The sequence below is a fragment of the Marinobacter alexandrii genome (assembly GCF_005871205.1).
GTDB lineage: Bacteria > Pseudomonadota > Gammaproteobacteria > Pseudomonadales > Oleiphilaceae > Marinobacter > Marinobacter alexandrii.
Map to the genome: position 1 here is coordinate 1,177,802 of NZ_SWKM01000011.1, position 20,318 is coordinate 1,198,119.

General features: G+C 59.1%; 20 protein-coding genes. 9 read left to right on the forward strand and 11 right to left on the reverse strand.

Annotated features, from left to right (window positions below; translation table 11 throughout):
• Positions 1 to 16 precede the first annotated feature (16 nt).
• The 5 genes from cmoB to FCS96_RS05860 are packed head-to-tail and all read right to left on the reverse strand — an operon-like array spanning position 17 to position 3,678.
• Positions 17 to 1,009 (reverse strand): tRNA 5-methoxyuridine(34)/uridine 5-oxyacetic acid(34) synthase CmoB, encoded by a 993-nt coding sequence (gene cmoB, locus FCS96_RS05840; protein ID WP_138439266.1) that lies wholly within the window; start codon positions 1,007 to 1,009, stop codon positions 17 to 19.
• Positions 1,010 to 1,040: 31 nt separating this feature from the next.
• Positions 1,041 to 1,796 carry a carboxy-S-adenosyl-L-methionine synthase CmoA gene (cmoA, locus tag FCS96_RS05845; protein ID WP_138439267.1) on the reverse strand — a complete coding sequence of 252 codons (756 nt, stop codon included), beginning with the start codon at positions 1,794 to 1,796 and terminating at the stop codon, positions 1,041 to 1,043.
• On the reverse strand, positions 1,789 to 2,196 hold the full coding sequence (locus FCS96_RS05850) for a kinase (RefSeq protein ID WP_228264021.1): 408 nt from the start codon (positions 2,194 to 2,196) through the stop codon (positions 1,789 to 1,791). The genes cmoA and FCS96_RS05850 overlap by 8 nt, the downstream gene beginning before the upstream one ends.
• Before the next feature lie 33 nt (positions 2,197 to 2,229).
• The gene (locus FCS96_RS05855; RefSeq protein ID WP_138439268.1) at positions 2,230 to 3,246 is read right to left on the reverse strand and encodes a serine/threonine protein kinase; all 1,017 of its coding nucleotides are present in this window, start codon (positions 3,244 to 3,246) and stop codon (positions 2,230 to 2,232) included.
• Positions 3,247 to 3,255: 9 nt separating this feature from the next.
• A complete protein-coding gene (locus FCS96_RS05860) occupies positions 3,256 to 3,678 on the reverse strand; it encodes a hypothetical protein (protein ID WP_138439269.1) in 423 nt (140 codons plus the stop codon).
• Between the two features lie 182 nt (positions 3,679 to 3,860).
• On the opposite strand from FCS96_RS05860, the gene FCS96_RS05865 reads away from it, so the two are divergent.
• Positions 3,861 to 4,970 carry an NAD(P)/FAD-dependent oxidoreductase gene (locus FCS96_RS05865; RefSeq protein WP_138439270.1) on the forward strand — a complete coding sequence of 370 codons (1,110 nt, stop codon included), beginning with the start codon at positions 3,861 to 3,863 and terminating at the stop codon, positions 4,968 to 4,970.
• Here the strand turns inward: FCS96_RS05865 and FCS96_RS05870 are convergent.
• On the reverse strand, positions 4,967 to 5,710 hold the full coding sequence (locus FCS96_RS05870; protein ID WP_228264022.1) for a ComF family protein: 744 nt from the start codon (positions 5,708 to 5,710) through the stop codon (positions 4,967 to 4,969). The genes FCS96_RS05865 and FCS96_RS05870 overlap by 4 nt on opposite strands.
• A 41-nt stretch (positions 5,711 to 5,751) precedes the next feature.
• Here FCS96_RS05870 and bioB point away from each other — a divergent pair, with 41 nt between their 5' ends.
• From bioB to FCS96_RS05910, 8 genes are all read left to right on the forward strand, one after another.
• Positions 5,752 to 6,840 carry a biotin synthase BioB gene (gene bioB, locus FCS96_RS05875; protein WP_138439271.1) on the forward strand — a complete coding sequence of 363 codons (1,089 nt, stop codon included), beginning with the start codon at positions 5,752 to 5,754 and terminating at the stop codon, positions 6,838 to 6,840.
• Between the two features lie 162 nt (positions 6,841 to 7,002).
• Positions 7,003 to 8,178, forward strand: a complete 1,176-nt coding sequence (bioF, locus tag FCS96_RS05880) for an 8-amino-7-oxononanoate synthase (protein WP_138439272.1) — start codon at positions 7,003 to 7,005, stop codon at positions 8,176 to 8,178.
• Positions 8,179 to 8,225: 47 nt separating this feature from the next.
• Complete coding sequence (gene bioC, locus FCS96_RS05885) at positions 8,226 to 9,017, forward strand: malonyl-ACP O-methyltransferase BioC (protein WP_138439273.1); 792 nt, start codon at positions 8,226 to 8,228, stop codon at positions 9,015 to 9,017.
• Positions 9,018 to 9,064: 47 nt separating this feature from the next.
• Positions 9,065 to 9,757: a dethiobiotin synthase gene (gene bioD / locus FCS96_RS05890; RefSeq protein WP_138439274.1), complete on the forward strand. Its 693-nt coding sequence runs from the start codon at positions 9,065 to 9,067 to the stop codon at positions 9,755 to 9,757.
• A gap of 51 nt (positions 9,758 to 9,808) precedes the next feature.
• Positions 9,809 to 10,054: a flagellar biosynthesis protein FlgE gene (locus tag FCS96_RS05895; protein ID WP_138439275.1), complete on the forward strand. Its 246-nt coding sequence runs from the start codon at positions 9,809 to 9,811 to the stop codon at positions 10,052 to 10,054.
• Between the two features lie 9 nt (positions 10,055 to 10,063).
• Entirely contained in the window at positions 10,064 to 10,720 is a 657-nt protein-coding gene (locus FCS96_RS05900) for a putative metalloprotease CJM1_0395 family protein (protein ID WP_228264023.1), read from the forward strand.
• A gap of 272 nt (positions 10,721 to 10,992) precedes the next feature.
• Entirely contained in the window at positions 10,993 to 12,792 is a 1,800-nt protein-coding gene (locus FCS96_RS05905; RefSeq protein ID WP_138439276.1) for an acyl-CoA dehydrogenase C-terminal domain-containing protein, read from the forward strand.
• 208 nt (positions 12,793 to 13,000) lie between these two features.
• Positions 13,001 to 14,797, forward strand: coding sequence for an acyl-CoA dehydrogenase C-terminal domain-containing protein (locus FCS96_RS05910; RefSeq protein ID WP_138439277.1), 1,797 nt, complete (start codon positions 13,001 to 13,003; stop codon positions 14,795 to 14,797).
• Positions 14,798 to 14,897: 100 nt separating this feature from the next.
• On the opposite strand, the gene FCS96_RS05915 is transcribed toward FCS96_RS05910, so the two are convergent.
• From FCS96_RS05915 to leuS, 5 genes are all read right to left on the reverse strand, one after another.
• A complete protein-coding gene (locus FCS96_RS05915) occupies positions 14,898 to 15,533 on the reverse strand; it encodes an endonuclease (protein WP_138439278.1) in 636 nt (211 codons plus the stop codon).
• Positions 15,534 to 15,708: 175 nt separating this feature from the next.
• Positions 15,709 to 15,972: a hypothetical protein gene (locus tag FCS96_RS05920; protein WP_138439279.1), complete on the reverse strand. Its 264-nt coding sequence runs from the start codon at positions 15,970 to 15,972 to the stop codon at positions 15,709 to 15,711.
• Between the two features lie 111 nt (positions 15,973 to 16,083).
• On the reverse strand, positions 16,084 to 17,091 hold the full coding sequence (gene holA / locus FCS96_RS05925; protein ID WP_138439280.1) for a DNA polymerase III subunit delta: 1,008 nt from the start codon (positions 17,089 to 17,091) through the stop codon (positions 16,084 to 16,086).
• Positions 17,088 to 17,678, reverse strand: a complete 591-nt coding sequence (locus FCS96_RS05930) for an LPS-assembly lipoprotein LptE (protein ID WP_138439281.1) — start codon at positions 17,676 to 17,678, stop codon at positions 17,088 to 17,090. The genes holA and FCS96_RS05930 overlap by 4 nt, the downstream gene beginning before the upstream one ends.
• Before the next feature lies 1 nt (position 17,679).
• Positions 17,680 to 20,265 (reverse strand): leucine--tRNA ligase, encoded by a 2,586-nt coding sequence (leuS, locus tag FCS96_RS05935; protein WP_138439658.1) that lies wholly within the window; start codon positions 20,263 to 20,265, stop codon positions 17,680 to 17,682.
• Between the last annotated feature and the right edge of the window lie 53 nt (positions 20,266 to 20,318).

Below are 20,318 nucleotides of genomic sequence, written 5' to 3' on the forward strand. Positions count from 1 at the left end.
GGTCGGCTGTCCGCGTCTAGGGCTTTTCGGCAATAATCGTGGCCCGACGTGGACCAGGATAGCCCTCGATGGTTTTGGACGGGTCGTTCGGGTCCAGGAAATCCCTTAGCGAGTTGAAGCGCATCCAGTCGGTACTGCGTTGCTCGTCGGTGGTGGTGTCGGTGACATCCACCACGCGGGCATTGCGGTAGCCGGTCCGGTCGAGCCAGCGCAAGAGGGTATCGCAACTGGGCAGGAACCAGACGTTGCGCATCTGCCCGTAGCGGTCCTCGGGCATCAGGCTGTGGCCTTCGGGCCCTTCCACCACCAGGGTTTCCAGCACCAGCTCGCCACCACGCCGAAGGGTCCCCTTGAGTTCCAGAAGATGATCCAGCGGGGATCGGCGATGGTAGAGCACACCCATGGAAAAAGTGGTGTCGAACGCACCCAGGTTCTCGGGCAGGTCTTCCATGCGGACCGGCAGGAGATCCACCGGTACCTCACCCAGGTAGCGTTTGACGCTCAGGAACTGGAACATGAACAGCAACCCCGGATCTATGCCGATGACTCTCCGGGCACCCTCGCCGAGCATGCGCCAGCAGTGATAGCCTGATCCACAGCCCACATCCAGGATGCGCCGGCCTTTCAGGTCTGACAGATACGGCTGCACCCGGTCCCACTTCCAGTCCGAGCGCCATTCGGTGTCGATATAGGTGCCGAAGAAGTCGAACGGGCCCTTGCGCCAGGGCATCAGGCCCCGCAGCGCGGACTCCAGCTGCTGGTTCTGCGCCTCGCTCAGAGGATCGTCGGTGCGCAGGGTGATGGCGGAATCGGTCAGGCTGGCGTCGACGTTCGACAAAGTTGGCAGCCCGTTCAAGGCGCCCAGCCAGCGCTCGAGGTCGCCGTGCGGGTTGTCATCAAAACGCTGGGTAAGTTGCGAGCGCAGTCGATCGGCCCATCGGTCGTGGCCGTCTTGCGCCAGCTCGGTTAATAACGGTCCGAAATGTGTCTGCCAGTCAAAAGTCGCCATGGGTCTCTAGATGAAATGGTGTTGATGGGTGTCAGTGGCTCTTGATCGCGAGCATGGACACAAAATTAAAGCACTGGTACCAGACCAGCACCTGATCGAAGCCGGCCGCCAGCAGCCGTTCTTTGTGGGTGGCCAGGGTCTCAGGAATTAGCACCTGCTCAATGGCCGAGCGTTTCTGGCTGATCTCCAGATCGGAGTAACCGTTCGCACGTTTGAATTCATGGTGCAGGCGGGTCTGGATGTCCTGTTCCTGGTCGGAATCAAAGCCGATCTTCTCGGACAGGATCAGCACTCCGCCGGGCCGGGTCGCTTGCGCGATCCGTGTCAGTAGGTCGGTGCGTTGGTCCGGTGGAACAAACTGCAGGGTGAAGTTGAGCGTCGTGACCGAGGCATCGCTGAGCTCGGTGTCGAGAATGTCCTCGCACCTCAGTGTTACCGGCAACTCACTGTCATCAAGCGCAATATAATGCTCACAACGCTCAATCATCGCCTCGGAGTTGTCGACCCCGACCAGGGTGCAGTCCGAATGGGCGATGCCGTGGCGCATGGCGAGGGTCGAGGCGCCCAGCGAGCAGCCGAGATCGTAGCATTGGGAGCCCGCCTGAACGTACTGCTCGGTGATCACCTCGATCATCGGGATGATGGTGGTGTAGCCGGGTACTGAGCGTCGGATCATATCCGGGAAGACCCGGGCGACAGAGGCGTCGAACCGGAAATCCTCAGGGCGACGTTCAGTGGCGAACAGCCGGTCGGTTTCCTGCTTCGGTGGCTGGCCTGGCTTACTCATCGTCGTTCACCTTGCCCTGTTCGGAACCGGCGTTGTCCGGGGTAGCAGGAGCCTTGTCGGTGTCTGGCACTGGCGCAGCGGTGGGCGCTGGCCGGCTGCACCTTACGCCGCGGTTCTTGTAGTCAACGAGTATGCCCCGGAACGACGGATCGACATCGGCGGCGATGGCCAGGAAACCGTTGTCACACACGGCGTGCAGTTCCGAGGCCTTCGGCGACATCCGGAACGGCTCTTCCGGTTTGATGTTGATGGCCTGGAAATCACCCACTGGTACGTGGTCTTTATTGTCGGAATGATCAATCCGGCCGCTACTCTCCAGCACCATCACAGTGGCGATCACGGCGACGACCGCGGTGAGGATTAAACTGCGAACGGTGTAACGGGCCTCGTTCTGGCTCATGCCAACCTCATGTCTGTGGTGTAAATGAAAGGTTCAGTACTGGCCGGGAAGTGAAATCGACGGCGATTGCAGGGCCGCGAGTTGTTCCCTGAGTGACAGCACTTGGTCTGACCAGAATCTGGGTTGGCCAAACCAGGGGAAGAAGCGGGGGAACGCCGGGTCATCCCAGCGTTTCGCCAGCCAGGCGCAGTGGCTGATCTGGCGGTAGCATCGCAGGGGCTCAATCAGGTGGCGCTCACGGCGATTGAAGTCCCGGAACATCTCATAGCCTTCCAGCAATTCGCCCAGCTGGGCGCCGCGCTCGGAATCCTCGCCGTTCAGCAGTAGCCACATGTCCTGGATGGCAGGCCCGGTGCGACAGTCATCAAGGTCGACAAACAGCATTTGTTCTTCCCGACACAGGATGTTGCCGGCGTGGCAGTCGCCGTGCAGCCGCAGCGTATCGACCGGACCGGCTTCGTCGATTCGGGCACCGCAGGCACGAATCAGGTCAGGAATCAGGCTGTCCCAGGCCGGGCGAAGATCATCGGGAATCCAGCCGCCGTCCAGCAACAGCTGATTGTGACGCTCAATGCCGTCGATCAGCGAAATTTCAGGGCGGTGCTTGAAGGGCTGGCGCGCGCCGACGTTGTGCATCTGGCCCAGCCATTGGCCGAGTCGGTACAGGGTGTCGGTCACACTGACATCGGGCGCCTGGCCGCCCCGTTGTGGAAACACCGCGAACAGGAATTCGCCATGTTGGCCGAGGGTGTCTCCAGAGGGCATAGCCAGAGGTGCGACGACTGGGATGTCTGCTTCCAGGTATTCCAGGGTGATGGCGTGCTCTTCCCGAATGGCCGCTTCGGACCAGCGGCCGGGCCGGTAGAATTTGGCGATCACCGGGGCGCCTTCGTCGAGACCGACCTGGTAAACCCGGTTTTCGTAGCTGTTCAATGCAAACAGTCGTCCACTGACTGCGAATCCGGCCTCTTCCATGGCGTCCAGGATGGTGTCGGGTGTCAGCGCATCGTACGGATGGGCTGATGTGGCCGTTGCGGAGTCATGGATCATAGAGAAATGTCAGAGACCTGTGTCGTAGTTGGATTTCATTGCCTGCAGGTGGTACCAGTTTTCGTCCAGCTCCCAGCGCACCCGGCTGATCCCGGAAGCGCTGAAGATGACGTTACCTGCCCGGGCCTGGATATGAGCGAGTTCACGCTCGGCTTTGCGCCAGCCCCGGTGGCTGTCATTCAGGTTGCGCATGGCTGGAAAAATCGCCGCCAAAGCTTGCTGCGTGGAGGTGGTGTGAGAGTGCAACGAACTCATGATGGCGGTATCGCCTTCGATTCGCAGTACCCGGTGCTGATAGGGGTAACTGGCAACACTGTCATCATTCTTCAGCAGGTCGTTCAGGCTGATAACCTCGAACCCGCGCCAACCCAGCCACCCTACAAATAGGGCGGCAACCAACATCACCACAACAAACTGCTTCCTGTCAGACATCTTCGCTGGGCTCCATCCGCTCTGTTCTGTGCCTCAGTATAACCTGTATGAGTTCCTGCGTAAGCAAAGTGACCGGCCTGCCGGTGTCAATTTCGGCAACCTTTTCGGGAACCATTTCGGCGACCACAGTGCAATCGGTTATGCTTGCCGGATTCATGGTCTGAACCCGGGAGAAGTGTCAGGTGTCGCAGGAGTGTCTCGAAGCGCAAACGGTGGTGATTGGTGCGGGTGTGGTCGGTCTTGCGGTTGCCCGGGCGCTGGCTCGGAAGGGGCACGAGGTGATCGTGCTCGAATCGGGCAGCCATTTTGGCGAAGGCGTCTCGTCCCGTAACAGCGAGGTGATTCACGCTGGTATCTATTACCCGGAGAACAGCCTGAAGGCGCGGCTCTGTGTCGATGGTCGTCGGCAGTTGTATGAGTACTGTGAGCGCCAGGCTGTCGGCTATCGCAAATGCGGCAAGTGGATTGTTGCAACCTCTGAGCAGCAAGCGGCCAGGCTGGACGATATCCGGCAAGGAGCCGCCCGCAACGGTGTCAGCCTGAAACCGGTGAGCGGGGCCGAGCTGGCCGCACGCTGCCCGGAATTGACAGTGGTTTCCGGGCTATGGTCGCCAGAGACCGGTATTGTCGACAGTCACGCCCTGATGCTGTCCCTGCTGGGCGATCTTGAACGTGCCGGCGGGCAATTGGTGTTGCGGGCGCCCGTGGAGTCGGTGACTACCGAGCAGGGTCGTCACCGCTTGATCGTGGCAGGGGATGCCCCCTGTATCCTGGAAGCCCAAAACGTGGTTAACGCCGCAGGCCTGGGAGCGCCGGACCTGGCGGGTCGCTGGCAAGGGTTGCCGGCGGACCAGAAGCCGCGCCAGTGGTTGGCTCGTGGTGTGTATTTCAGCTACAGCGGTCGGCCTCCATTTGACAGCCTGATTTATCCGGTGCCAGAACCTGGCGGGTTGGGTATTCACCTGACCCTGGATCTGGCGGGTCAGGCCCGTTTCGGTCCGGATGTGGAGTGGGTTGAGGCCGAGGATTACAGCGTCAGCCTGTCCCGTCTGGAGCCCTTCGTTCGCGGCATCAAGGCCTGGTGGCCGAGCCTCGATGAGACCCGGCTGCAACCGGCCTATGCCGGTATCAGACCCAAACTTGCGGGCCCGGACGGCGGCTTTGCAGACTTCAGGATTGATGGTCCGGAACAGCATGGTGTTGGCGGCGTTGTTAATCTGTTCGGGATTGAATCCCCGGGCCTGACCTCGTGTCTGGCTATCGCGGACCTGGTGGCCGCCAAGCTGGCCTAGCCGGGCGTCCTGGCTAACGCCCAGATCTGAATGTCCCGGGCGCCGTGTTGCTCCAGCAACTCTGCCAGTGTTCGGGCCGTTGCGCCGGTGGTAACCACATCGTCCACAATGGCGACGCGCAGCGGCACCTTTCCGTCAAGCTGAAAAAGACCTCGCAGATTTTTCAGTCGCTCGTCTCGATTCAGTTCCCGTTGGCTGCGCGCCTTCCGTGTTCGGCGGATCAGGCCGCTGGCAACGGGCATCCTAAGCCTTTTGCCAAGTTCCTCGGCAATCTCCTGAGCTTGATTGAAGCCACGACTGCGCCGGCGTTGCGGATGCATGGGCGCCGGTACCAGTAGATCGGGCAGGGGTAGATAGCCAGCGGCAAGCTGGGTTTCCAGTTGTTGTCCCAGGCCGGCAATCAGGGGGCGGGCAAACTTGCGTTGGCGGTTGTACTTGTAGCGGCCAATCATGCTGTCGACCGGAAACTGGTAACGCCAGGGAATCACCGCGCGGGAAAAAGCTGGGGGATCGGTCAGGCACTGTCCGCACAGGTGGTTATCGGCCGCCCATGGTAGGGGCAGTGCGCAGGCCTTGCACGACCAACGGTTGATCGGAAGGTCACACCGGCACGCCTCGCATAAGCCATTGATTGCTTTGGGGTGAAGGCAAGCTACGCAGACACCTGCAGATTGATCACTGTTAACCTTTAGTTCCATTAAGGTTGACAGCCAGTTCAGGCCCTTTATCATCTGTTTCATCCGTAAACCCAGAGACCGGAAAAGGTTAACAGGACTTACCCATGACCGCTACAGCACCCTCCACGGCAATCTCAACGGCAATCCGTCACGACTGGACGCTGCAAGAAGCACGCGACCTGTTCGAACTTCCGTTCAACGATCTTCTGTTCCGTGCCCAGAGTGTGCACCGCGAACACTTCGATCCCAACGAAGTCCAGGTCAGCACGCTGCTGTCGATCAAGACCGGTGCCTGCCCGGAGGATTGCAAGTACTGCCCGCAAAGCGGTCACTACAATACCGGGCTTGAGAAGGAAAAGTTGCTCGAGATCGAAAAGGTAGTGGCGGAAGCGAAGGCCGCGAAAGGCAAGGGCGCTTCGCGTTTCTGCATGGGGGCAGCCTGGCGCAGCCCGTCCAAAAAGGACATGCCTTATGTCCTGGATATGGTTAAGCAGGTGAAGTCTCTGGGCCTGGAAACCTGCATGACCCTGGGCATGCTGAAAGAGAATCAGGCCAAAGAACTGGCGGATGCCGGGCTGGATTACTACAACCACAACCTGGACACTTCCGAGAAGTTCTATAGCCACATCATCACTACCCGTACCTATAAGGATCGTCTGGACACGCTGGATAATGTTCGCAAGGCGGGCATGAAGGTGTGTTGCGGCGGCATCCTGGGTATGGGTGAGGACGAAGACGACCGGGTCGGCCTGCTGCTTCAGCTGGCCAATTTGCCGCAGCACCCTGAGAGTGTGCCGGTCAATATGCTGGTGAAGGTGAAGGGTACACCCATGGAAAATGTGGAAGACCTGGATCCATTCGACTTCGTTCGTATCATCGCCGTTGCCCGCATCATGATGCCGGCTTCCCATGTTCGCCTGTCCGCTGGCCGGGAAAACATGAACGAGCAGATGCAGGCGCTGTGTTTCATGGCGGGTGCAAACTCCATTTTCTACGGCGAGAAGCTGCTGACCACGGCCAACCCGGAAGCAGACGCGGATATGGAACTGTTCCGTCGCCTGGGTATCCGTCCGGAGCAGCGGGAGCAGTGTGCGTCCGAGGAGCAGGAGGAAGAGGCGATCACCGAGGCGGTGGAGTACGAAGCCACGCGCCACATGTTCTATGACGCCACGCGGGAATCTGCAGCGTCTTGATCGCTGGATAGTTCCCGGGAAGCACCGCGCGGGCAAGGCTACCCGGGATACGCTACGAGCCCATCCATGGGCGCTTGAGTGAAGCCGTCCCTGGCTTCACACAATCCCGGGTAGCCTTGCCCGCCCGGTGCCCAGATTACGAGTAGATCGCGGGGTGTTATTGTGCGTGATTTTGAAGGCGAGCTTGCCCAGAGAAAACAGGCCGGGCTCTACCGAACCCGTCGCCAGATCTCAGGCCCCCAGCAGCCGGAATTAACCTCCGACGGCAAACCCCTGCTGTCATTCTGCAGTAACGATTACCTTGGCCTGGCCAATCATCCCGGCAATATCGATGCGCTCAGGCATGCCTTGCCCGAGACCGGGCTGGGTGGTGCCGCGTCGCATCTGATTTGTGGTCACCACGATGCCCATCATCAGCTGGAGCAGCGGCTTGCCGAGTTTACCGGCCGCGGCTCAGCGTTGTTTTTCTCCACCGGTTACATGGCCAACATGGGCGTGATCTCAGCGCTGGCCGGGCGCGGTGACACCATTTTCTCCGATCGGCTTAATCACGCTTCGATTATCGATGGCTGCATCCTCAGTCGGGCCAAGGTCCGGCGCTATGCTCATGGCGATGTCGACGCGCTTGCAACGATGCTCGCCCAGACCTCGGGCCATAAGTTGGTAGTAACGGATGGCGTGTTCAGCATGGATGGCGATGTTGCCCCATTGAAAGAGCTGGCGCAGGTGTGTCGGGCGCACGACGCCTTGCTGGTAGTTGATGATGCCCACGGTATTGGTGTGCTCGGTCCCCAAGGTCGCGGCAGTATTGCTGCACAGGGGTTGTCTGAAGAGGATGTCCCGGTGCTCATCGGCACCCTGGGCAAAGCCGTGGGCACCAGTGGTGCCTTCGTCGCGGGACCCGAAGTGTTGATGGATTACCTGGTGCAAAAGGCCCGGACCTATATCTATACCACAGCCATGCCTCCGGCCATTGCGGCCGCGACCTGTGCCAGCATCGATCTCATTGAGCGCGACGACGAACGCCGTCGCCATCTTGAAAAATTGATCGCGGTTTTCCGGCAGCAAGCGACGGCCATGGGCTATCAGATGATGCCTTCCGAGACTCCGATTCAGCCCATTATGGTGGGTGATAACTGGACCGCCCTTGAGTTGAGCAAGGCCCTGGAGCAGCAGGGGTTGTTGGTCACTGCCATTCGGCCGCCCACAGTGCCAGAAGGTGAAGCCCGCCTGCGTGTAACGTTCAGCGCAGCCCACAGTGAGGCGGACCTGAACCGTTTGTTGCAGGGCCTGTCCAGCTGCCGCCACTTGTTGCCCAGCGCCGGGGTGGCGGTGTGAACGCGGTGGCTTCCCGTGTCTCCGGTTCGGGACAGGCGCCGGGCGTAATGTCTAGTTCGATAGCAGATAAGTCCTTGATTGCCAGTCAGTTCGGTGGTGCCAGTAAAACCTACGACGGCGCTTCCCGGTTGCAGCGGATTATGGGCGACGAAATGCTGGGTGCGCTGAAGCTTGCCGGGGACGATCTCCGGCCACGGCGAATCCTGGATCTTGGTTGTGGCACCGGTTGGTTCACCCGGAAGATCGCGCAGACCTGGCCGTGCCAGGTAACCGGTGTGGATTTATCTCCAGGAATGATCAAGCAGGCCAGTGAGCGGTCTGAGCAGGGGATCGAGTTGATGGTCGCCGATGCGGAGTCTCTGCCGGTCCCGTCCAACAGCTTCGATGTGGTGTTCAGCAATCTGATGGTGCAGTGGTGTGATGATCCCCGCACCGTATTTGCCGAGTGCCGGCGGGTACTGAGGCCGGGTGGGCGGCTGGTGCTGTCAACCTTGCTCGAAGGCACGTTAGGAGAGCTCAAGCAGGCGTGGGCGGAAGCTGATCCGGGTCAGCAGCACATTAACCGGTTTGAGTCTGAAACTGCCTTACGGCAACGGGTTGAGGCCGTGCTGCCGGATGCCCGTTTGGACACCCGGACCATAGCGCTACCCTATGCGTCGCCAATGGCGCTTGCCGCTGAGTTGCGTTTGCTGGGTGCCGGTTTCAAGAGTGAAAGCCGGCGCAGGACCCTGACCGCGCCCGGTCGTGTCCGCACTATGTGCCTGAGTTATCCCAAGCAATCCGATGGCACGATCATCGCCAGTTATGAAGCGGCATGGGTGTCTTGGCAGGCATCCTGATTTTTGTTTACCTTTCCTCTTCAATTAACCTCGGAATTTCATAAGTTATGGCCAAGAAGACCTTTTTCGTTACCGGCACGGACACGGGTGTGGGCAAGACCATGGTGTCGGCGGCTATTCTTGAGGCGGCCCGAGCTGCGGGTCTGCGCACCCTGGCGATGAAGCCGATTGCATCCGGCTGCGACGAAACGCCGGAAGGCCTGCGGAATGAGGATGCCCTGGCCCTGCAGAGCGCCATGACCGAATCGCTGGCCTATGAGGTGATCAATCCAGTGGCGCTGAAGCCGGCGATTGCTCCCCACGTGGCTGCGGCTCAGGCCGGGAAAACCGTCACGGCACAGCGGTTGATCGGGTTCTGCCGCGGGCTCCAGCTTCGTTCGGCCGACCTGATGCTGATCGAGGGCGCCGGTGGCTGGCGGGTGCCGCTCAATGACCGGGAAACCTATGCGTCTTTGCCGCGTGAACTGGGCACCCCGGTGATCCTCGTGGTCAGTCTGAAACTCGGGTGTATCAACCATGCTCTGCTGACTGCCGAGGCGATTCGTGCAGATGGCCTGGTGGTAGCAGGCTGGGTGGCCAATCGTGCCGAAGCTGAAACAATGAGTTGCGAGCAGGAAACGCTGGAGTATCTGGGCTCGCACATGGCCGCGCCGTGCCTGGGGGAATTGCCCTGGTTGGAGGAGCCGGATCCCGTAGCCCTGGCATCGCACCTGGACATCAAATGTTTGATTGAAAATTGACCAGGAATATGGCTAACTGGTGTCAATAATTGGTCAGTGGACGCAGTTGCTATGATCAGCAATACACTTGCAATCGGCATTCAGGGTATCCAGGACGGCATGGTCGGCATGGACAATGCGGCCCGGAAAATTGCTCGTGGTGGTGTCGATGGTCCTCAGGGCACCGCGGAAGGCGCCGGTAGTCTGGTCGAGCCCATTATTGACCTGAAATTGTATGAGCGCAGCGTCGAGGCCTCGGCCCAGGTCGTGAAGGCCGCTGACGAAACGCTCGGCACTCTCTTGGATATCATGGCCTGAGCACCGGTCTTGAACGCCATATCCCCTAATCTCCCGGTCTATTCCCCGTCAGCCGCTGGCCAGGTTTCGCCTCGGCCCGAAGCTGAACCGTCCAGAACGGATGGCCATTCTGGTAAAGACCAACCCAAGGCCCGTGCCAGCGGCGTTTCAGCAACGCCCGAGCAGGGCCTGAGCCCGGAAGAACTCAAGCAGCTTACCGAACTCAAAGCCCGAGATCGCGAAGTGCGTGCCCATGAAGCGGCGCACCAGGCGGTGGGCGGTCAGTACGCAGGTGCCATCTCCTATACCTACCAGCGCGGCCCAGACGGTGCCCAGTATGCTGTGGGCGGCGAGGTGCCCATTGATGTGTCTCCTGTTCCGGGCGATCCGCAGGCAACCATCGAAAAAATGCGGGTGGTTCGGGCCGCGGCCATGGCACCGGCCGAGCCCTCCGGCCAGGACCAAGCTGTCGCTGCCGAAGCCATGCAGGTGATGCTGAAAGCCCAGTCTGAGGTGATATCCGGACCGGAAGAAGCCGCAGGCGCTAAGCTCAAGCCAGGGCAGGGCAGTGAAGACGATCCACAATCCCGCACCGGACAGCAGGCGAGTGGCACCTATCAAACTGTCTCCGCGATGACGGATGATGCTGAACAGCAGCGCTCGGCCTTCCGCGCTGTTGCGGCCTAACACCTAACTTTCTCAACCGAAAGCACGGTTTTCCTTCCCTTGCCTGCAACCTCTTGTATTTCCTCGTGACGATGTCTGTAGCGGGCGTTTTGGTCACAGATCGCAACACAAATTTTTATATCGACTATTGACAATTCTGTGCCTCTAAACGTATGTTTCAAACAAGTGTTTAATTAAGGCTGCAGCGCGTTGCGTTGCGGTGTTTGAGAAAAAACCGAGGCTGAAAGCTGTCATTGTGATTCAGCGAAGCCCGAAAAACCGAGGTGGATTCCATGCCTGACTACAAAGCGCCCCTGCGTGACATCAAATTCGTAATGACCGAGCTGCTGGACAGCGAGAAGCACTACGCCAACCTGGAAGGCGCAGAAGACGCCACTCCGGATATGGTGGACGCCATTATCGGAGAAGGTGCCAAGTTCTGTGAGCAGGTTCTGTCTCCGCTGAACCAGGTCGGTGACCAAGAGGGCTGTACCTGGAGCGAAGACGGTGTGAAGACACCGACTGGCTTCAAAGAAGCTTACCAGCAGTACGTCGAAGGCGGCTGGCCGTCCATGACTGCCGATCCCAACTACGGTGGCCAGGGCCTGCCGCACTCGCTCGGCCTGGTCATGAGCGAAATGGTAGGCACGGCTAACTGGTCTTTCGGTATGTACCCGGGCCTGAGCCACGGTGCGACCAACACCATTGAAGAGCACGGCACCGAAGAGCAGAAGCAGACCTATCTGACCAAGCTGATCAGCGGCGAGTGGACCGGCACCATGTGCCTGACCGAGCCGCACTGTGGTTCCGATCTGGGCACCCTTCGCACCAAGGCCGAGCCGAGTGCCGATGGCACCTACGCCATTACCGGCACCAAGATTTTCATCTCAGCCGGTGAGCACGACATGGCTGAGAACATTGTTCATATCGTTCTGGCACGTCTGCCGGGCGCACCAGAAGGCACCAAGGGTATTTCCCTGTTCATCGTGCCCAAGAACCTGCCGAATGAAGACGGTTCCTCAGGCGAGCGCAACGCCGTTTCCTGTGGTTCCATCGAGCACAAGATGGGTATCCACGGCAACGCTACCTGTGTGATGAACTTCGACGGCGCCAAGGGCTGGTTGATCGGTCCTGAAAACCGTGGTCTGAACTGCATGTTTACCTTCATGAACACCGCCCGTATCGGTACAGCCATCCAGGGTCTGGGTGCTGCTGAGCTGGGCTTCCAGGGCTCCCTGGCGTACGCCAAGGATCGTCTGGCCATGCGCTCCCTGAGCGGCCCGAAGAATCCGGAAGGCATTGCTGATCCGATCATTGTGCACCCGGACGTGCGTCGCATGCTGCTGACTCAGAAGGCCGTCGCCGAAGGCGCCCGTGCCCTGATTTACCTGACCTCGCAGCAGGCTGACATTGTTCACAGTGGCAAGACCGAAGAAGAGCGCAAGGCCGCTGACGAAGCTCTGGGCTTCCTGACGCCAATTGCCAAGGCGTTCCTGACCGAGATCGGTTACGAAGCCGCTAACCTGGGCATGCAGGTGTTCGGTGGCCACGGCTTTATCTCCGAGTGGGGCATGGAGCAGAACGTGCGTGATGCCCGTATCGGCATGATCTACGAAGGCACCACCGGCATCCAGGCACTGGATCTGCTGGGCCGTAAGGTTCTGATGACCCAGGGCGAGTCCCTGAAGGGCTTCACCAAGCAGGTGCACGTATTCTGCAAGGAAAATGCCGACAACGAGCAGCTGAAGGAATTCGTTGAGCCGCTGGCGGCCATCAACAAGGAATGGGGCGACCTGACCATGAAGGTTGGTATGACCGCTATGAAGAACCGTGAAGAAGTAGGTGCCGCGTCCGTGGATTACCTGATGTATTCCGGTTACGCCGTGTTTGCCTACCTGTGGGCGCGTATGGCGAAGGTGGCACTGGACACCATGGCAGACGGAACCTCTGAAGAGATGTTCTACAACGCCAAAGTGCAGACCGCACGCTTTTACTTCAAGCGTATGCTGCCGCGCTCCAAGGCCCATGCTGAGAGCATGCTGGCCGGCGCTGACAGCCTGATGGACATGCCTGAGGAAGCCTTCGCCCTGTAAGGCGCGGGCACCGAAGGACAGTCCCACAGGACAAGAAAGCCCGCGCTCCCCGGACGCGGGCTTTTTCATGAGTTGAGGTTCGCTTTTAAGGTAGAATGGGCGCTCATAAAACGAATTTGGAGCGGACATACCGCCCAAACAGGTGCGTCGGGCCCAATTAAACAACTGGCAGCGCCTGAACAGACTGACTGATTTTGGAGAGTTATAGATGGCTGATTACCAGGCACCTCTACGTGACATGCGTTTTGTTTTGAACGAAGTTTTCGATGCCCCTGCTCTTTGGGCGTCCTTGCCCAAGGTTGCGGAAAACGTCGACCCGGACACGGCAGACGCGATTCTGGAAGAGGCCGGCAAGATCAGTAGCGGTGTGCTGGCGCCCCTGAACCGTGAGGGTGACGAGCAGGGCAGCAAGTGGAATGACGGTGAAGTCACTGCGCCGGAGGGTTTCAAAGAAGCCTACCAGACCATCGTTGAAGGTGGCTGGAACGGACTGGGTGGTAACCCGGACTTTGGCGGTATGGGCATGCCCAAAACACTGGTCGCCCAGTTCGAGGAAATGATGCAGGGTGCCAACATGGCCTTTGGTCTGGCCCCGATGCTGACTGCTGGTGCGTGTCTGGCCCTGGACGCCCATGGCAGCCAGGAACTCAAGGAAAAGTACCTGCCGAACATGTACTCCGGTGTCTGGTCTGGTGCCATGGACCTGACCGAGCCCCACGCCGGAACCGACTTGGGCATTATCCGCACCAAGGCTGACCCAAACAGCGATGGCTCATTCAACGTCACGGGTACCAAGATCTTTATTACTTGGGGTGAGCACGACATGGCCGAGAACATCATTCACCTGGTGCTCGCCAAGTTGCCGGATGCGCCCAAGGGGCCGAAGGGCATTTCCCTGTTCCTGGTGCCAAAGTTCATGGTGAACGACGACGGTTCCCTGGGTGAGCGCAACAGCTTCAGCTGTGGTTCCCTTGAGAAGAAAATGGGCATCAAGGGTTCTGCCACCTGTGTGATGAACTTCGACGGCGCCAAGGGCTGGCTGGTCGGAGATGAGAACAAGGGCCTGGCGGCGATGTTCACCATGATGAACTATGAACGTCTGGGTGTTGGCATTCAGGGTATTGGTGCCGCCGAAGCCTCTCTGCAGAGTGCCCGGGAATACGCATTGGACCGCATTCAGAGCCGCGCACCTACCGGTGCCCAGCAGCCTGAAAAGGCAGCCGACCCGATCCTGGTGCATCCGGACGTTCGCCGCATGCTGTTGACCATGAAAGGCTACGTTGAAGGTGGACGAGCATTCTCCACCTACGTTGCCCAGTGGCTGGATATCTCCAAGTACGCGGATCCTGCTGAGGAAGAGCGGCGCAAACATGCTGAAGGCATGGTGGCGTTGCTGACGCCAGTAGCCAAGGCCTTCCTGACCGACCGTGGCCTGGACGCCTGCATCATGGGCCAGCAAGTGTTTGGCGGCCATGGTTTCATCCGTGAGTGGGGTCAGGAGCAACTGGTGCGTGACTGCCGGATCACCCAGATTTACGAAGGCACCAATGGTATCCAGGCGCTGGATCTCATGGGTCGTAAAGTGGTTGGAAGCCAGGGCAAGCTTTACGAGCTGTTTGCCCAGGACGTAGCGGCATTCATTGAGGAAAACAGCGCGGACCAGAATCTGCGTCCGTTCCTTGAGCCACTGGCCGCTGCTTTTGAGCGCTTATCCGATGTCACCGAACACGTGATCCAGCAGGCCGGTGATAACCCTGATGCCGTAGGTGCGGCGTCTGTGGATTACCTCGACCTGTTCGGCCTGACGGCACTCGGCTACATGTGGGCGAAGATGGTTAAGGCGGCTGCACCAAAAGCTGAGGGTGACAGCTCCGGTTTCTACACTGGTAAGCTGAAAACCGCACGCTTCTATTTCGATCGTCTGCTGCCGAAGACCGTTTCGCTTGCCGAAGGCATCCGCAGTGGAAGCGATTCGATGATGGCGCTGACTGCTGAAGAGTTCTGATCTGCTGCGGTTATAAATAGCGCAATAAAAAAGCAGGCCATCCGGCCTGCTTTTTTTGTCAGTTGTTGTCGTGTTTGTCGCTGCTAACCCGGAGGCTGGCTCAGAGCTGCTCGATGAGCTCAGGATTGGTCACGAAAGGGTTTTTATTGCCCTGAATCTCGCTGACGCGGCGGTGACGGGTCAACTCGGTGTCATCCGGTGGATCGTTTCGGCTCCAGTCCTGAAATACCGGGGTGGCGCCAATCCAGGGTAGGTCATAGGTGTCTACCATGTAGGCAACGGTGCGTGCGACGTCGCCTTTAACTTGTTTGGGCGGCTCGAAGAACCCGGCGCTCTCGCGAATGCCGCAGTCGCTGGGCTTCACCGTCGCTCCCAGGTCCTCGTAGCGAACATTACGACGCTGCATTTCAATCCGGGATTTAACCGGAACCATGTTGTGCAGATCTGAGGCGATCTGCCGGTAGCGGTTGTCCTGTTCGCATGAGCGGGAAGTGCCGCAGTCCAGTGCGCTGCGAATGTCAGCGAGAGGGTATACGTATCCGTCTGTGAGCAAGAAACCCTTGCTGGTAAACGCGGTGTCGCAGAAAAAGGAATTACCACCCTCCGCGTAAAGGTTGCCCCAGAACTCATTTTTGATAACCGTGTCGGGGTCACTGAAACGGGTGTTCTGCCCAATCACCAGGCTGGCGGACAGCAGTAGTGACAAGGTGACGAGTGTCAGTGAGAAGTGCTTCATACGCCTGTCATGCCTCGCATAATCTGAAAGCGTCTGTGCTGAGTGGGCCTCCTTTGCCCGGCTGGTCAAAAATATGACGCTTTGACCGCATATATTGTGAAGTATGGCACAGACCCATGTACCGCATGAGGCTCTTTAGTTGTTATTTGTGGCATTATGTTAACGAGTTAACACTCTACTTCAGTTTGTTGCGAATGTTCCGATAGCCGTCCTTCAGGTCCTCGCCGAGTTTCTGAGCTGTCTGGCGAGCCTCTTGGGACGTTTCTTCGGCATCGTGCATCACTTGATCCAAACGGTTGCGAAACCGCTCCCAATCCTGCTCAAGATCGTCCCATTCGTCTTTGACGTCCTCTTTGGCAAGGTGCATCTGAACACGGGCCTCGTCGCGATATTGCTTTATTTTTTCGGAAAGTTTTCTTAGCTCTTCTTGCAGGCTCATTTCAAACCTCTCCTCTAAACACAGTCTTTGTTTAAGATGCGCCGACCAGGGATTTTCTGTCAAGAGAAGTGACGGCGAGCGGGTATGAGAGTGGAGAGGGCTTGATCCAGATCAGGATCGGGCTGACAGCAGCAGCGAGAGGTCCCGCAGATAGTGCCACGGCGTCAGGCTGTCGAAACCTTTGGCGGCTCGATCAATCTGGCTACAGACCTCAATGGCTTGGTGCAGTTGGGGGCGGGAAAGGCGCCGGGAAGCCTGTTCGATTACCCGGGCGCGTTGAGGCTGAAAGACGCCCCGTTTTTTCAGAAAGGCACTGGGATTTTCGCCCTGACTGGCAGCGCCCCTGAGTTCAAGAATCAGGTTCAGGTCGCGGGTGAGTACCGCAAGTAGACCGAGAGGATTTTCTCCCTCCTGCTGCAGCACGCCTATCATTTTTCCGGCATGGGGTGCCCGGCCGGCAAGCAGTTCGGTTACCAGCTCAAAACCATTGAACCGGGAGCTGTCCTGCACCGCTTGCTCCACAATTTCCTCGTCAATGGTGTCAGTGCCACTCAGCAGCGACAAGCGATCGAGCTCCTGACTGGCAGCGAGCAAATTGCCTTCAAGTCGTTCTGCAAGGATTGCCAGGGCGCCTCGGGTCAGACTCAAGCCCCGGCTTGAGGCGCGTTGCTGCAGCCAGCCGAGGAATTTGTCCGCGTCCACCGGCCAGACCGGCACATGAACACCCTTGTTCTGCAGTTCCTTGTACCACTTTCGGCGCGTTTCCGCGGCATCCAGGCGGGCACTGATCAACAACAGGATGATGTCTTCCGGAGGCTCCTGTAGCACCCGCTCCAGCAGCGCCCGTCCATCCCCCAGCTTGCCGGTGGGCAGATGGATCTCGATGCGCCGACGTTCGGCAAACAGGGACATGGCGCTGAACTCGTCGGCCACGGCGTTCCAGTCCAGTTGATTGTCGGCGTGGAAGGTCAGCCGGTCGACAAAGCCGGCATCCAACGCGGCCTTGCGGACCTGGTCACAGCATTCCTGTACCAGCAAGGGCTCATCGCCGGAGATCAAATAGACCGGCGACAGGCCTTTTTTCAGCAGTTGAGGAAGCTGGCCCGGCTGCGTTTTCATGGCGCTGGTGCGTCGTTATCCGGCTGATCACCGGAATCTGATTGAGGTTGGTCCCGGATGGTGTCAATACGGGCCTGGGTCAGCGGTGCCAGTCGGAAGATAATCTGTTGGGCCAGACGGTTGCTGAGCTGGGTCTGCAGCTCTTCTTCCTCGCGCTGTTTGGCCAACACATTGGTTTCGTCATAGCGGTAACTTTCGCTGGAGCTCAGGCGGGTGTCGCCAATGATCGGCACCTGATCAGTGCTGATCAGCTCCAGGCTGACCGAGTTGCGCAGGGTGTATTCCGCGGCTGCGGCCTGGACTGTAATGGCCGAGGCCCGGCGGTCCTGCTGGAAGTCACTGAGCTTCATGACGTAGGCGGCGTTGCTGGCTTCGGCAAGTTCTACATCGCCCAATTCCAGCTGGTCGCGTACGGACTCGCACAGCAATTCCGGCACATCGCGCGCGCACTCAACTGCCAGAGGCTGCAACGCCGCCGATACCGGCGGCGCGCCGCGCAACTGGAAGCCGCAACCGGCTATCGTGGTCATGACAATAGCAGTCATGACCGCGGGTAAGGCCGGATAGGGTGGCGAGCGAAGTGGCATATCAGTTGGCCACCACGTTCACCAGCTTGCCTGGTACCACGATTACCTTGCGTATTGTAGCACCCTCGGTAAACCGCATGACGTTCTCGTTCTCCAGCGCCAGTTTTTCCAGATCAGCCTTGCCGATGTCGGCAGGGACATCCTGTTTTGCCCGGACCTTGCCATTGACCTGCAGCACAACCTGGATCTGGCTGCGAACCATCGCGTCTTTGTCGGCCACCGGCCACCTGGCATCGACCACCGGCTCTTCGTGCCCCAGTGACTGCCACAGGGAGTGGCAGATGTGGGGAACAATCGGTGACAGAACCAGTACTGCGGTGTTCAGGGCTTCCTGACGAACGGCACGGCTCTGGGGCTCGCTGTCCGACAGCTTGCCGGCCTCATTGAGAAGTTCCATGACGGCGGCAATGGCGGTGTTGAAAGTGAGTCGGCGACTGACGTCGTCACTGACCTTGGCAATGGTTTCGTGGGTCTTACGGCGCAGGTCTTTCTGGGCGTCGTTCAACTCCGCCGCGTTCAGTGTCGGTGAAGGCCCTTCAGCGGTGTGTTCGTTCACCATCCGCCACAGGCGCTTGAGGAAGCGGTGGGCCCCTTCAACGCCGCTGTCAGACCACTCCAGAGACTGCTCTGGCGGCGCGGCGAACATCATGAACAGGCGAACGGTATCGGCGCCATGCTCATCGATGATGGCCTGGGGGTCAATGCCGTTGTTCTTGGACTTGGACATCTTGGTGACACCACCGATTTCTACCGGTGCGCCATCTTGCTTATGGATGGCCCGGATGACCTGGCCTTTGCTGTCACGCTCCACGGTTACATCGGCAGGCGCGATCCAGGTGGTCTTGCCGGTATCGTCAGTGCGGAAGTAGGTCTCCGCCAGCACCATGCCCTGGCAGAGCAGGCGATTGAATGGCTCTGAGCTGTTCACCAGGCCAACGTCGCGCAGCATCTTGTGGAAGAAGCGGGCGTAAAGCAGGTGCAGGATGGCGTGCTCGATGCCGCCAATGTACTGGTCCACCGGCAGCCAGTAGTTGGCTGCGGCCGGATCCAGCATGCCCTTGTCGTAGTTGGGGCTGCAGAACCGCGCGTAATACCACGACGACTCCATGAAGGTATCGAAGGTGTCCGTCTCCAGGGTGGCCGGCTGGCCTTCAAAGCTGGTCTTGGCCCACTCAGGGTCGGCCTTGATCGGTGACTGAACGCCATCCATCTCGACGTCTTCCGGCAGGCGCACCGGCAGCTGATCGTCGGGGACCGGACGCTCGGTGCCGTCTTCCAGGGTCATCATGGGGATCGGGGCACCCCAGTAGCGTTGACGTGACACGCCCCAATCCCGCAGGCGATAGTTGACCGTGCGTTTGCCGATGCCCTGTGCTTCCAGGTGATCAGCAATTTCGTCGAAGGCTTCGTCACTGGTCAGGCCGCTGTACTTGCCGGACGAGACCAGGGTGCCTTTTTCGGTGAAGGCCTCTTCCTGGACATCGAGTTCGCGACCATCACTGGCTGCGATCACCTGTTTGATTGGCAGGCGGTACTTCAGGGCAAACTCGTGATCGCGCTCATCGTGACCCGGAACCGCCATCAGGGCACCGGTGCCGTAATCGGTCAGTACGAAGTTAGCGATCCAGACCGGAATCTCTTCCTGGGTCAGCGGATGGATGGCCTTGAAGCCAGTATCAATGCCTTTCTTTTCCATGGTCGCCAATTCAGCTTCCGCGACCTTGCTATTCCGGCACTCATCTACGAACTCGGCGACATCGCGGTGGCGTTCTGCGGCGGCCTTGGCCAGCGGGTGCTCGGCGGCCACGGCCATGTAGCTCACGCCCATCAGGGTATCCGGGCGAGTGGTGTAGACCGTCAGGCCGTCGTCGCCGTCTTTCAGCGGGAAGGTCAGTTCGGTACCCACGGATTTACCGATCCAGTTGCGCTGCATGGTCTTGACCTGTTCCGGCCAGTCTTCCAGCTGGTCCAGATCGTTCAGCAATTCCTCGGCGTAATCGGTAATGCGAATGAACCACTGGGGGATCTTTTTCTGTTCGACCAGGGCGCCGGAACGCCAGCCGCGACCGTCGACCACCTGCTCATTGGCCAGGACGGTCTGGTCGATCGGATCCCAGTTGACGGTGGACATCTTCTTGTACACCAGGCCCTTCTCATACAGGCGCGCAAAGAACCACTGTTCCCAGCGGTAGTAATCCGGCTTGCAGGTGGCCAGTTCCCGATTCCAGTCGTAGCCGAAGCCCAGCTGCTTGAGCTGGTTCTTCATGTAATCGATGTTGGAATGCGTCCATTTTGCGGGCGCGGTCTTGTTGGCAATGGCGGCATTTTCGGCCGGCAGACCGAAGGCGTCCCAACCCATGGGCTGCATGACATTTTTTCCCTGCATGCGCTGGTAGCGGGAAATTACGTCGCCAATGGTGTAGTTGCGAACGTGGCCCATGTGCAGCTTGCCGCTGGGGTAGGGGAACATGGACAGGCAGTAGTACTTGGGTTTACCCGGTTCTTCCTTCACTTCGAAGGTCTTGTTCTCCTCCCAGAAGGTGCGGGCATTCTGTTCTACACTGCGTGGATTGTATTGCTCGTCCATTGCTGCCATTACCAAAGTTACCCTGTATCAAAATGATGTTCGGAGCGGCCGGA

Bases quoted from the DNA above. Each gene is read 5' to 3' on its own strand.
- cmoB (WP_138439266.1), bottom strand. From the start codon at position 1,009: ATGGCGACTTTTGACTGGCAGACACATTTCGGACCGTTATTAACCGAG.
- cmoA (WP_138439267.1), bottom strand. From the start codon at position 1,796: ATGAGTAAGCCAGGCCAGCCACCGAAGCAGGAAACCGACCGGCTGTTC.
- FCS96_RS05850 (WP_228264021.1), bottom strand. From the start codon at position 2,196: ATGAGCCAGAACGAGGCCCGTTACACCGTTCGCAGTTTAATCCTCACC.
- FCS96_RS05855 (WP_138439268.1), bottom strand. From the start codon at position 3,246: ATGATCCATGACTCCGCAACGGCCACATCAGCCCATCCGTACGATGCG.
- FCS96_RS05860 (WP_138439269.1), bottom strand. From the start codon at position 3,678: ATGTCTGACAGGAAGCAGTTTGTTGTGGTGATGTTGGTTGCCGCCCTA.
- FCS96_RS05870 (WP_228264022.1), bottom strand. From the start codon at position 5,710: ATGAAACAGATGATAAAGGGCCTGAACTGGCTGTCAACCTTAATGGAA.
- bioB (WP_138439271.1), top strand. From the start codon at position 5,752: ATGACCGCTACAGCACCCTCCACGGCAATCTCAACGGCAATCCGTCAC.
- bioC (WP_138439273.1), top strand. From the start codon at position 8,226: ATGTCTAGTTCGATAGCAGATAAGTCCTTGATTGCCAGTCAGTTCGGT.
- bioD (WP_138439274.1), top strand. From the start codon at position 9,065: ATGGCCAAGAAGACCTTTTTCGTTACCGGCACGGACACGGGTGTGGGC.
- FCS96_RS05895 (WP_138439275.1), top strand. From the start codon at position 9,809: ATGATCAGCAATACACTTGCAATCGGCATTCAGGGTATCCAGGACGGC.
- FCS96_RS05905 (WP_138439276.1), top strand. From the start codon at position 10,993: ATGCCTGACTACAAAGCGCCCCTGCGTGACATCAAATTCGTAATGACC.
- FCS96_RS05910 (WP_138439277.1), top strand. From the start codon at position 13,001: ATGGCTGATTACCAGGCACCTCTACGTGACATGCGTTTTGTTTTGAAC.
- FCS96_RS05915 (WP_138439278.1), bottom strand. From the start codon at position 15,533: ATGAAGCACTTCTCACTGACACTCGTCACCTTGTCACTACTGCTGTCC.
- FCS96_RS05920 (WP_138439279.1), bottom strand. From the start codon at position 15,972: ATGAGCCTGCAAGAAGAGCTAAGAAAACTTTCCGAAAAAATAAAGCAA.
- holA (WP_138439280.1), bottom strand. From the start codon at position 17,091: ATGAAAACGCAGCCGGGCCAGCTTCCTCAACTGCTGAAAAAAGGCCTG.
- FCS96_RS05930 (WP_138439281.1), bottom strand. From the start codon at position 17,678: ATGCCACTTCGCTCGCCACCCTATCCGGCCTTACCCGCGGTCATGACT.
- leuS (WP_138439658.1), bottom strand. From the start codon at position 20,265: ATGGACGAGCAATACAATCCACGCAGTGTAGAACAGAATGCCCGCACC.